Origin of the sequence: Massilia sp. CFBP 13721, assembly GCF_014842025.1 — a bacterium.
Lineage (GTDB): Bacteria > Pseudomonadota > Gammaproteobacteria > Burkholderiales > Burkholderiaceae_D > Telluria.
The window spans coordinates 53,474-65,530 of sequence record NZ_JACYUY010000014.1; the positions used below are offsets into that span (position 1 = coordinate 53,474).

At 64.4% G+C, this 12,057-nt stretch carries 9 protein-coding genes; 3 read left to right on the forward strand and 6 right to left on the reverse strand.

Going from position 1 to position 12,057, the window contains the following annotated elements:
* Positions 1 to 36: 36 nt before the first annotated feature.
* The gene (locus IFT60_RS14790) at positions 37 to 2,196 is read left to right on the forward strand and encodes a S46 family peptidase (RefSeq protein WP_192052791.1); all 2,160 of its coding nucleotides are present in this window, start codon (positions 37 to 39) and stop codon (positions 2,194 to 2,196) included.
* 72 nt (positions 2,197 to 2,268) lie between these two features.
* On the opposite strand, the gene IFT60_RS14795 is transcribed toward IFT60_RS14790, so the two are convergent.
* The 3 genes from IFT60_RS14795 to IFT60_RS14805 form a co-directional block, all read right to left on the reverse strand.
* Positions 2,269 to 2,691, reverse strand: a complete 423-nt coding sequence (locus IFT60_RS14795; protein WP_197986339.1) for a thiol-disulfide oxidoreductase DCC family protein — start codon at positions 2,689 to 2,691, stop codon at positions 2,269 to 2,271.
* 12 nt (positions 2,692 to 2,703) lie between these two features.
* On the reverse strand, positions 2,704 to 5,181 hold the full coding sequence (locus IFT60_RS14800; protein WP_192052795.1) for an MASE4 domain-containing protein: 2,478 nt from the start codon (positions 5,179 to 5,181) through the stop codon (positions 2,704 to 2,706).
* Between the two features lie 164 nt (positions 5,182 to 5,345).
* A complete protein-coding gene (locus tag IFT60_RS14805) occupies positions 5,346 to 6,812 on the reverse strand; it encodes an APC family permease (RefSeq protein ID WP_192052797.1) in 1,467 nt (488 codons plus the stop codon).
* 167 nt (positions 6,813 to 6,979) lie between these two features.
* Here IFT60_RS14805 and IFT60_RS14810 point away from each other — a divergent pair, with 167 nt between their 5' ends.
* Positions 6,980 to 7,447 (forward strand): RrF2 family transcriptional regulator, encoded by a 468-nt coding sequence (locus IFT60_RS14810; RefSeq protein ID WP_192052799.1) that lies wholly within the window; start codon positions 6,980 to 6,982, stop codon positions 7,445 to 7,447.
* A 92-nt stretch (positions 7,448 to 7,539) separates the two neighbouring features.
* Positions 7,540 to 8,733, forward strand: a complete 1,194-nt coding sequence (locus tag IFT60_RS14815; protein ID WP_192052801.1) for a globin domain-containing protein — start codon at positions 7,540 to 7,542, stop codon at positions 8,731 to 8,733.
* A 28-nt stretch (positions 8,734 to 8,761) separates the two neighbouring features.
* Here the strand turns inward: IFT60_RS14815 and IFT60_RS14820 are convergent, their stop codons facing one another.
* The 3 genes from IFT60_RS14820 to IFT60_RS14830 all read right to left on the reverse strand — a co-directional run bounded on the left by IFT60_RS14820 (position 8,762) and on the right by IFT60_RS14830 (position 12,053).
* The gene (locus IFT60_RS14820) at positions 8,762 to 9,628 is read right to left on the reverse strand and encodes a head GIN domain-containing protein (protein ID WP_192052803.1); all 867 of its coding nucleotides are present in this window, start codon (positions 9,626 to 9,628) and stop codon (positions 8,762 to 8,764) included.
* 119 nt (positions 9,629 to 9,747) lie between these two features.
* Complete coding sequence (locus IFT60_RS14825; RefSeq protein ID WP_192052805.1) at positions 9,748 to 10,860, reverse strand: NADH:flavin oxidoreductase/NADH oxidase; 1,113 nt, start codon at positions 10,858 to 10,860, stop codon at positions 9,748 to 9,750.
* A gap of 194 nt (positions 10,861 to 11,054) precedes the next feature.
* Positions 11,055 to 12,053 (reverse strand): succinylglutamate desuccinylase, encoded by a 999-nt coding sequence (locus tag IFT60_RS14830; RefSeq protein WP_192052807.1) that lies wholly within the window; start codon positions 12,051 to 12,053, stop codon positions 11,055 to 11,057.
* Positions 12,054 to 12,057: the final 4 nt, after the last annotated feature.

Consider the following 12,057-nt stretch of genomic DNA (forward strand, 5'->3'; position numbering starts at 1 on the left):
CGGGATGTATCCGATAAATTTCTTAATCGATCGCGAATGAAAAAGACTCTCCTCTCGCTGGCCATCCTGACCAGCTTCGCCGCACAAGCGGACGAAGGCATGTGGATGCCGCAGCAGCTGCCACAAGTAGCCCAGCAACTGAAGGCCGCCGGCCTCGAGCTCGACCCGGCAACGCTGACCAAATTGACCGAATTCCCGATGGGCGCGGTGGTGAGCCTGGGCGGCTGCTCGGCCTCGTTCGTCTCGCCGCAGGGCCTGGTCGTCACCAACCACCACTGCGTCTACAACAGCGTCGCCGTCAACTCGACGCCGCAAAAGGACTTGCTGGCGAACGGCTTCCTGGCGAAGACCCTGGCTGAAGAAGTGCCGGCCTCGCCTGGCAGCCGCGTATTCGTGACCGAGGAAGTGGCGAACGTCACCGAGCAGATCATCGACGCCAAAGTGGCCAAGCTGACCGGCAAGGCGCGTATCGACGCGATCGAAAAGAACCAGAAGGAAATGGTTGCAGCCTGCGAAAAAACGCCGGGCTACCGCTGCACCGTGGCCAGCTACTATGGCGGCCTCGAGTTCTACCGCCTGAAACAGCTGGAAATCCGCGACGTGCGCCTGGTGCACGCGCCACCGGCCGGCGTCGGCAAATTCGGCGGCGACACCGACAACTGGATGTGGCCGCGCCACACCGGCGACTATGGTTTCTATCGCGCTTACGTCTCGAAAGACGGCAAGGCCGCCGACTACTCGACGGATAATGTCCCGTACGCACCGAAGCACCACCTGAAAATCGCCACCGAAGGTTCCAAGGAAGGCGATTTCATCATGGTGCTGGGCTATCCAGGCCGTACCAACCGCCACCGCCTGCCGTCGGAAGTGCAGTACACCTTCGACTGGAACTACCCTGCCTTCGTGCAAGCCTCGGGTGAAGTGCTCGCCATCATCGACCGCGAGACCAAGAACGACCCGGCTGCCAAGCTGAAGTACGCAGGCCAGATCGCCGGCGTCAACAATTACTACAAGAACCGCAAGGGCATGCTGACCTCCTACGAGAACAGCGATTTCCTGCAGCGCAAGACCGCCGAACACAATGCGATGAAGGCCTGGGTCAACAGCGACGCCGCCCGTAAAAAGCAGTTTGCCGGCGACATCGAGACCGTGGAAAAGCTGATCGCCGAGCGCGACAGCCACACCAAGGAAGGCTTCTACCTGGGTTACGCCCAGCCACGCTTCCTGAGCTCGGCACGCACGCTGTACCGCCTGGCCAACGAGCGCACCAAGCCGGACGCCGCGCGTAAATCGGGCTACCAGGAGCGCGACATGGCCCGCATGACCTCGGTCATCACCGGCCAGGACCGCACCTACGACGAAAAAGTCGACAAGGCGCTGGTCATGCACTTCCTGACCAAGTACCTGGCCCAGCCGGCCAAGGAACAGGACACCGCCTTCAACAAGGCCCTCGGCATTCGCGCCGGCATGAGCCAGGACGAACTGAAAGCCGCGATCGACACCATGTACGCCGGTTCTAAACTGGCCAACAAGGACGAGCGCAGCGCGTGGCTGAAAAAGACGCCAGCCGACTTCAAGGCCAGCGACGACAGCTTCATCAAGGCCGCCGTTGCCATGTATGACGCCGACCTGAAGGACGAAGCCAAAGCCGAAGAACTCGCCGGCAAGATCCAGAAGTCGTACGCTGCCTACATGAAGGCAAAAATCGCCTACATGAACAGCAAGGGCCAGGCCGTCTATCCAGACGCCAACGGCACCCTGCGCGTGACCTTCGGCAAGATCATGGGCCGCGAGCACGGCGCCGACGGCACCGGTTCGTGGACCGCGTTCACCACCGTCAAGGGCGTGGTCGCGAAGCACACCGGCGAAGGCGAGTTCAACGCCCCGACCGCCCAGCTGGCAGCGATCAAGGCCAAGGACTTCGGCAAGTACGTCGACCCTACGCTGAAGACCGTTCCCGTGAACTACTTGGCGACGCTCGACATCACCGGCGGCAACTCGGGTTCGGCAGCGCTGAACAAGCGCGGCGAACTGATCGGCCTGGCCTTCGACGGCACCCTCGATTCGATCATCTCGGACTGGGACTTCAATGCGGCCAACACCCGTGACATTCAGGTCGACGTGCGCTACATGCTGTGGAACATGAAGCATGTGGACAAGGCGGATAACCTGCTGAAGGAAATGAACGCGCTGTAATTGGCGTTTAGGGATTAAAAAAGCCACGCTGCCGAAAGGCGCGTGGCTTTTTTATTTGATTCCGGATTGAAGTTAGACCAGATACCTGCTCGCATGATCCGGACTCGGCAGCGAGCAATAATCGTATTTTCCAAATAGCGCATAGCGGTTCAGGGCAATGCGGTCGTACAGCCAGTCGCGCAGCCGTTTCGGCATCAGCCTGAAGACAAGCAGCGCGTTCCACGGAAAACCGAGTTCGTCCATCACGGCGAAAAACGCGTCGCCTTTCTCGAGGCAGGCGCCTTTTCTCACCACCAGCATGGTGTCGAAACGCTCGGTCGGATAGCCGAAATGTGCCAGGATCGCCTTGCCTTCGGGCGACTGGACGCTCGCCAGGCGGAACCTGCGCCGTCCGTCATGGCGAATAATAAAATTACTCCACGCATTGCACAGCTTGCAGACGCCATCGAACAGGATGAGGTTTTCCCCTTCCTTCAGATAGGGTACGCGTTGCATCGACGCCTCCATTCAGGCCGCTTTGCCCAGCGGCGCCGACAGCAAGCCGCGCACCGCGCGCGCCAGGTCCTCGCGCGCATACGGTTTGCTGAGCAGATTCACGCCTTCCTCGAGGCGCCCGTTGCGGATCACCGCATTTTCCGTATAACCCGACGTGAACAGCACACGGATGGCCGGATGGCGCGCGCGGGCGCGCTCGGCCAGCGTGGTACTGCTCATCGCGCCCGGCATGATGACGTCGGTGAACAGCAGGTCGATGCGCCCTGGCCCTTCCAGCATGGCCGCCGCCGCATCGGCGCTCTCCGCACTCAGCACGGTATAGCCGAGCTGGGTCAGCATGGCGGCGACATTCGCGCGGATCTCGGCTTCGTCATCCACCACCAGGATGGTTTCGCTGCCGCCCGTCACCGATGCCGCCGATTCGCTCTTGCGCATGCTGGCTGCCTCGCTGGTGCGCGGCAACAGGATGTTTACCGTCGTGCCCTGCCCCGGCGTACTGTCGAGGTCGATGTGGCCGCCGCTTTGCGTCACAAAACCATAGGCCATGCTCAGGCCCAGGCCGGTTCCCTTGCCCACACCCTTGGTCGAGAAGAAAGGCTCGAAGGCGCGCGCCCGCACCTCGTCGCTCATGCCCACGCCGCTGTCGCGCAGCGAGAGCTGGGTAAATTCGGCGCCGTCGCGCAGCGTGTTGGCGACCGCGACGTCCAGCGTGCCGCCTTCCGGCATTGCGTCGCTGGCATTCAGGACCAGGTTCAGGATCACGTTTTCCAGCTGCTGGGCGTCGGCCTCGACGTTCCAGGCATCCTCCGCGATCGCAAAGCGCATCTCGACGCGCTCGCCGACCGCGCGCTTGAGCAGCAGGTCGATGCCGGCAAAGACCTCGCCGAGCTTCAAGGCGGTCGGCTGCAATGGCTGCTTGCGGGCAAAGGCCAGCAGCTGCGCCGACAATTTCGCGCCGCGCCGCACGGCGGTCTGCGCCGACTGGCAGCGCTCCTGCACCTTGGCGTTGGCGCCGGTGAGCATCTTGATCAGGTCGACGTTGCCATTGATGATGTGCAGGACATTATTGAAATCGTGGGCGACGCCGCCGGTGAGCTTGCCGATGGCCTCGAGCTTTTGCGCATGCAGCAGTGCCGTCTGCGTGTCTTCCAGCGAGCGCGTGCGTTCCTGCACCAGGCTCTCCAGATGGCTTTGATGCCGCTCGAGCTCGACGCGAGCGCGATGCTGTTCGGTGACGTCCTGGCCCTGGATGAAGACGCCGGCCAGTTCGCCGTCAGGGCCGATGTTGGGCTGGAACAGCACGTCGATGATGCGCTCCTCGCTGCCGCCATCCGCGCCGCGCCGCAGGCGCAGCGTCATGCCGCTGGCGACGTGGGGTTTTTTGCTGCGGGTAACCTCATCGATGCACTCGAACCAGCCTTGCCCTGCGAGTTCCGGCAGCGCCTTGCGAATCGGCAGGCCGACCAGCAGGCGCTCGCCCACCAGGCGCTGGAAAGCGGCGTTCACGATCTGCAGGTGGCACTCGTCGTCGCCAAGCACGGCCACGAAACCCGGCGCCTGTTCGAATAGGCTCAGCAGGCGTCCATGTTCGGTTTTCAGGCGCTCGTTGGCTTGCGCCAGCAAGCCGGCATGCTGCGTGGCGCGCAGGTAGACGCAGTTGATCTCCTTCAGGTACAGGCCCAGCATGACCATCGCCGCCAGCAAGGCATTGATGCGCCCGACGTACCAGCCGACCGACAGGCGCGTGCCGCCGGCCATCGTGATCGCATTATCGAAGGCAAGGGCCACCATCGCCACCCCAATCCAGGCGCTGATCGGGGTCTTGAAGCGGGTGGCCCGCCACAGCATGAGCAAGGCGGCCATGATGATTGCCTGGATGAACGGGGCGTAGCCGCTGTGCGTGATGCGGTTGAAGTCGCCGGCCACGTCGACGATCGGCAGCAGCGGTTCCCACAGCGTCACCGCCGCCAGCGTGACCAGCACGATGACGCCGGTCCAGGCCAGGCAGCGCAGGAAGGCGGCGCGGGTATCGGCGACGCGGCGCCCCGGTGCGCGCAGCTCGGCCAGCGCGTAGCAGAACAGCATGCCGGTGGCGCCCAGGTGCCAGAAGAACCACAGCCAGCTCGTCGTCTGGCCGCCGCCCAGCAGGCGCACGTTCGGAACAAAGGCGCCGGGCACCGACAGGAACTGGGCCAGCAGGATCGCCGCCGTGTATACCGAGCCGCCCCACAGGTAGAGGATCGCGTGGGTGCCCGTCTGCTTGAAGTAACCGTACAACAGGTAGCCGGCAATGGCATAGGCGCCGATGATCGCCGTCTGGTACGAGGGTAGGAAAGCCGGGATCGCCGGCCACTTGGTGGCGGCAATCGGCAGCAGCAGCGCGGTGAGTATGGCAATGGCAAGGGCGGCGAGCAGCGCCTGGCGCTGGAACGACAGCAGCTTGCCTGCGATGCGGACGGCACTGGGAAGGGTGGAAATGGTCTGGGTCATTGCTGGTGCCTGAAGTATTTCCACTAAAAGCAGGACGGACGCTGCCCATTTGTGACATCGTCCTTGCGCAACGTTGCAGAATATCACCCTTTTAGGAAAAAGCCCGGTAAACCGGTACTGTGTGCGCCATGAAAAACGCCGCGTCAGGCGCGGCGTTGGCATCGTCACATCTTCTTGTTCAGCCTGCTATGACGCATGCTGTACAGGAAATAAGTCGCGATCGCCGCCGCCATCCAGATGAAGAACACGCGGAAAGTAGCCATCGGCAAATCCTTCATGATGTACAGGCAGGCGAGGATCGACAGCCCCGGCACCACGTACGGGCCGAAGGGAACGCGGAAGCCATGCTCGGCGTTCGGGCCCTGCTTGGCGCGGATCACGGGCACCGCGACCGAGACGACAATAAAGGCCGTCAGCGTGCCCATGCTGACCATGTCCCACAGGAAGGTCGAGTCGACCAGGCCGGCGATCAGGCCCACCACCAGGCAGACGATCAGGGTGTTCGACACCGGCGCGCCAGTGCGCGGATTGACCTTCTGGAAGGTCTTCGGGATCAGGCCGTCGCGGCTGATCGCGTACAGGATGCGGGTCTGGCCATAGATCGTCACCAGGGTCACCGAGAACACCGAGACGACGGCACCAGCCGACAGCACCAGCGCCGGCCAGGCTTTACCCGTGACGTTCTGCAGGATCACCGACAGGCCGGCTTGCTGGCCCTCGAACATGTGCGCCGGCTGCGCGCCCATCGCCGCCAGCGCGACCAGCATGTAGAAGGCGGTGACAATCACCAGCGCTGCCAGGATGCCGATCGGCACGTTGCGGCGCGGGTCTTTTACTTCTTCGCCGGCGGTGGCGATCGTGTCCAGGCCGATAAAGGAGAAGAACACGGTGCCGGCGGCGGCGGTGACACCGGCCATGCCCGCGAAACCCTTGCTGTTATCGGTATTGAAGAAAGGCGTGAAGTTGGCGGCATCGAAGCCGCTGAAGGCGATTACCGAAAAGAAGGCCAGGATCGCCAGTTTCACCACCACCATGACCGCATTGGTCGTGGCCGATTCCTTGGTGCCGCGGATCAGCAGGATGCAGCACATGACGATCAACAGCACCGGCGGCAAATTGAAATTGCCCGAGTGGACAGTCAGGTTGCTGTGGTCGGAGACGAACATGGGCGAGCGCAGGTGGGCCGGAATTTCCCAGCCAAAGGCGTTTTGCAGGAAATTGTTCAGGTAATCGGACCAGCCGATCGCCACCGCGCTGCCGGCCAGCCCGTACTCGAGCAGCAGGCAGGCGGCGACCACGAAGGCCGCGAATTCGCCGACGGTGGCGTAGGCGAACGAGTAGGAAGAACCCGAGGCCGGCACGCGCCCGGCCAGTTCGGCGTAGCACAGCGCGGTCAGGCCGGCCGTGATGGCAGCAATCAGGAAGGACAGGATGACGGCCGGGCCAGCCTTGGGCACCGCTTCGACCATCGTGAAGAAAATGCCGGTGCCGACGGTGGCGCCGACGCCGATCATGGTCAGCGGGAACAGGCCCAATGTTCGGTTCAGGCCGCCGCCATGGGCCTGGCTGTCTTCGTGTGCGCGCTCAGCCGGTTTGGTACGAATCAGCTTCTGGCCCAGTGTCAGATTCACGGAAATTATCCTTAGTCGCTAGAGAAATGGCTGAGCTCGAAACGCCGCCAAAGTTCGCGATTATAGGACTGTTCAGGCGTTGCTGAGAAAATTGTTTTAGTTAAAGATGCATTTGCAATACAAGTTTTCTGCGCTAGAATGTGTGTGTTCTTTCTTAACGACATCTTATGCGCCTGACCCGCTTTTCCGACATCGGTTTGCGCGTGCTGATTTACCTCGAGCGCGCCGGCGAACGGCCGCATCCGGTCACAGCGGCCGAGATCGCGTCCCAGTTCGCCATCCCGCACAACCACATGGTCAAGGTTGTCGGCCACCTGGCGCGCGCCGGCTGGGTAAAGGCGCTGCGCGGACGCAATGGCGGCCTGCGCCTGGCGGCCGATCCGCATGTGCTGATGGTGGGCCAGGTGCTGCGCGAACTCGAAGGCGACGACGAGCTCGTCGACTGCGAAGCGACTGGTTGCGCACTGAGCCTCGATTGCCAGCTGCGCGGCGTGCTCAAAGCGGGCATGCGCGCCTTTTATGCCGAGATGGACCGGCACACGCTGGCCTCGATTACCGGCGGCAGCACCGGCGAGCAGATCGTGCGCATGCACAGGATGTTCTGGAGCGGAACAACCGCCAGCCCGGCGCCCTGATTTCCCGAATTGTCCGCCCCAGGATCGCCAGGTCCGGGGCGTTTTTTTAAAACTTAAACTTGCATTTAAAATGCAAGAACTGAGGAGTTACGATGATCTCTGCCGCTTCCCGCCCCTATATCGATGCCAGCGTCCCGGTGCTGCGCGAACATGGTCTTGCGATTACTACCCTGTTCTACAAGAACATGCTGGCCGAGCACCCGGAACTGACGCGCGTGTTCAACATGGGCAACCAGGCCAGCGGCGCCCAGCAGGGCTCGCTCGCCTCGGCCGTGTTCGCCTACGCCGCCAACATCGGCAATCCGGAAGCGCTGGGCCCCGTCGTCAACCGCATCGTCCACAAGCACGTCTCGATCGGCATCCGCGCCGAGCACTACCCGATCGTCGGCAAGCACCTGCTGGCGGCCATTTCGCACACCCTGGGCGACGCCGCGACGCAACCGCTGCTCGACGCCTGGCTTGAGGCCTACGGTTCGCTGGCGAATTTGCTGATCGCGGCCGAAGCCGAGATGTACAGCACCGCCGGCATCGAACCGGGAGCAACCCGCCCGATGCGCGTGACGCAAGTAAAACGCGAGAGCGCCAACGTGCTGTCGATCCGCTTCGTACCTCTGGATGACAAACCGCTGCCGCCGTTCAAGGCCGGCCAGTACGTCAGCGTCGCGGTCGACCTGCCGGGCGGGCGCCACCAGCTGCGCCAGTACAGCCTGTCCGATGCGGTCGGCCTGGACAGCCTGCGCATTTCGGTGAAACGCGAGGATGCGCTAGACAAGGCGCCGGCCGGCGCAGTGTCGAACTGGATCCACGCCAACGTCAAGGAAGGCAGCGTGCTGCAGGTGACGCACCCGTTCGGCGAATTCACGCCGGACACCGAGTCCGAGGCGCCGATCGTGCTGCTGGCGGCCGGCGTCGGCATCACGCCGATGGTGTCGGCGCTGAACCGCATCGCCCTGGTCCACCCGCAGCGCCGCGTCATCTTCGCCTACGCCGCGCACGACGCCGCCCATCACCCGCTGCGGGACGACGTCGCCGCCGCGCAGGCGCGCATGCCGAACCTGCACGTGGCGATCTTTTATGAACACGTGGGCGACGCCACAGGCGTGCTGGCCGGCCGCATGGAGATTGCGCGCCTGCCGCAGTGGGACCTGGCCGAGACGGACGTCTGGCTGTGCGGTCCGCTGAAGTTCATGCAGGCGCAGTGGCTGGCGCTGCTCGACGCCGGCGTGCCGGCGGCAAAGCTGCACCGCGAAGTGTTCGGGCCGGATTTGCTCGATCACCTGCTGTAATCGTCGGTGGCGGGGCGCGCACCGACGACTACAACATCTGCACCCCGCGCCCGCCGACGTCGCGCTGGGCCGGTTGCCCATACACCCGGATCGGCCCCGAACCGCTGGTGCGCGCATACACCGACTGGCGCACCGTGGCTGAAATGCCGCCCGAGCCGCTGCTGGCCAAATCTCCCTGGTCGGTACTCACGCCGGTAAGATCGGCGCTGCCCGAACCGCTCACGCGCACGTTCAGGCTGCGCACGGCGCCATTCGCATGCACGCCGCCCGAACCGCTGATCTGGGAACGCAGGTAGTCGCCGCGCACCTGGCCCAGCACGACGCCGCCCGAGCCGCTGACGTCGACCTCGGCGTTACGGGCGCGCAGCTCGCCCGCTTCGATCTTGCCCGACCCCGATACCTTGGCGTCGAACTCGGCCACCTCGCCCGCCAGGCGCGCCACGCCCGATCCGCCCAGGCGCACCGACAGGGGTCCGCCGTTCAGGTCGCGCACCGTCACGTGGCCCGAGCCGCCCGAATGCAGGTGGGTCAATTGCGGCACCGTGTACGTCACTTTCAACGGCGTGTTGCTGCGCAGGCGCCGCTCGGTCCCGATATAGAGCGAGGAGCCGCGCGTTTCGGTCTTCACGTAGGGCAGCAGGTTGCTGTCGCCCTCGACTACCAGCGATGGCGTCGGGCCGATGCGTACTTCGACGATCATCGAACCACCGACGTCCAGCCCGACCACAGGGGCGACGGTACGGACGTCGCGCGCGGCGATACCGTTGCCGTCGATCGCCTGGCTGTTGAACGGGGTATGGACCTGGTAGTCCTTGCCGCCCGTCTCGGTGGGCGTGGCAATGACGATACAGCCGCCGAGGGTGGCGGTGCAGGCAAGGGCGAGCAGCGTACGCATGGATAACACCTTTCTTGTCGTGGTCCGGGATGAGGACACTCTAGAAAGGTTTTATCCGGCCGTCGCGCCGGCTGCGACGGACTGCACGTTTGGCGGGTTGAAGCGTGAAAACCGGGAACTCAGCGCTGGCCCAGCTTCGTCTCGCCGAACAGCGCCTTGTACTGATGCGGCTGCGAACGCCAGTATTGCGGCGGCGCCGCCACCTGCGCGCCCAGCTCGGCCGCCGCATGCCATGGCCAGCGCGGGTTATACAGCATCGCGCGCGCCAGCGCCACCATGTCGGCCTGGCCCGATTGCAGGATGTGCTCGGCCTGCTGCGGCTCGGTGATCAGGCCGACGCCGATGGTCGGCATGCTCGTCTCGCGCTTGATGCGCTCGGCAAAAGCGATCTGGTAGCCGGCGCCGACCGGAATCTTCTGCAGCGGCGAGACGCCGCCGCTGGACACGTGGATGAAGTGGCAGCCGCGCGCTTCCAGTGCGCGCGCAAACACCGCGCTCTGTTCGATCTCCCAGCCGCCCTCGACCCAGTCGGTGGCCGAGATGCGCATGCCGACGCACATCTCCGGCACCGCCGCGCGCACGGCCTCGAACACTTCGAGCGGAAAGCGCATGCGGTTTTCCAGCGGACCGCCGTAGTCGTCCTCGCGCCGGTTCGACAAGGGAGAGAGGAATTCGTGCAGCAGGTAGCCATGGGCGCCGTGCAGCTCGATGGCGTCCAGGCCCAGCGCATGGGCGCGCAGTGCGGCATCGACAAAGCCCTGCTTGATGCGCTGTAATCCAGCGGCGTCGAGCGCCAGCGGCACCGTTTCGCCATCGGCATGCGCCACGCTTGACGGCGCCACGGTCTGCCAGCCGCCTGGCGCGTCGGGCGGGATGTTGGCGCCACCCTCCCACGGTACCGCGCTCGAAGCCTTGCGCCCGGCGTGGGCCAACTGGATCCCGACCTTGATCGGAGAATGGCAGCGGATCGCAGCAATGACCGGCTGCAGCGCATCGCGGTGGGCATCCGACCACAGGCCGAGGTCACCGGGCGTGATGCGCCCTTCCTCGGTCACGGCGGTCGCTTCGATGATCAGCAATGCGGCGCCGGACAGGGCCAGATGGCCGAGATGGATCATGTGCCAGTCGGTGGGCAGGCCCTGCTCGGCCGAGTACTGGCACATGGGGGCGATGGCGATGCGGTTAGCCAGTTGGAGGGGACCCAGCGCGTAGGGGGAAAACAGCTTGCTCATGCGGACTCCGGAATGATCGATCCGGACAGTCTAGCGAACATGGGACGATTATGCCGACACCGTTCCGCGCGGGCATGCCCGCCCTACGTGTACCCCCTGCGTTGGCCGTTGCGTAACGTAGGGCGGGCATGCCCGCCGTCAGCGAACACACGCGCAGACGCAAAAAAAAGCCGCGGACTCCGCGGCTTCACACTTCAATTCACACGCACCACCATCAACCCGGCGCGCAAGCCGACCCGCACATCCGGATTCGGAAACACCACCATCTCCTCCTCGTGGAACACCGAGTACACGGTCTCGCCATCGGTGGCGATGACGTCGCCGCGCTTGAGCGAAGCGAAATTCGGCGTCTCGCGGCTGAAACCCATCTTGAAATCGTCGGACAGCTTGACGATCTCCTGCGCCACCTTGAACACGTGCGGCGCGCTGCGCGTTTCAAGCTGTTCGCCGCGCAGCAAGGCAGCCAGCGCGGCCGACGCATCGGTGAACTGGGCCATGTTGTTGCGGCCCAGCGTGCCGACGCGGCCCAGCTCCACCGTGCTGCCCGCCGCCGCGTGGTGCTCGGCGGAGTAATAGCTGTAGGTGCCGGCCGACTTCGGGTTCATGACGATCGCGCCGATCGCCGCCTGCCCCAGCCAGTCGATCAGCGCTTCTTTCCCGTGGTCGGCGATCAAATCAGGCACGATCGCGAACATCGGGTAGTGGGAAGCGCGGATCGCCGTGTGCAGGTCGAGGTGCCAGCGCACCGGCCCGGTGCCTTCGAAAAACGCATCGGTGGCGGCGATCAATTCGTCCGCGCGCGCCGCTTCAGCAGCGTCGGCCAACGCACCGCGGTCCGGCTTGAACATGCGGTTCAAGTCGGCGTCGATGAACCGTTTGCCGGCGGCGATGGCCTCGATGTTGCCGACGCAGAGCATCAGGTCGACCATCAGTGCCTGCGGGGTACGCGACAAGGCTTCGATCACGTGCGCGACCATTTCGATCGGCCCGGTTTCGTCGCCATGCACGCCGACCGACAGCAGCAGCGCCGGCCGGGTGACGGGCTGCACGCCCTTCACCGTCAGGATGCCCTTGGCAGGCATCCCGACGACGAAGCCGGCATCGCGAAAGCGCTGCGCGACCGTGCCGAAATCGGCTTCGGCCAGCGCGCGCACCGCGTCAGCCACCACTACGGGTTGAAGGGGTGCGCTCATTGCG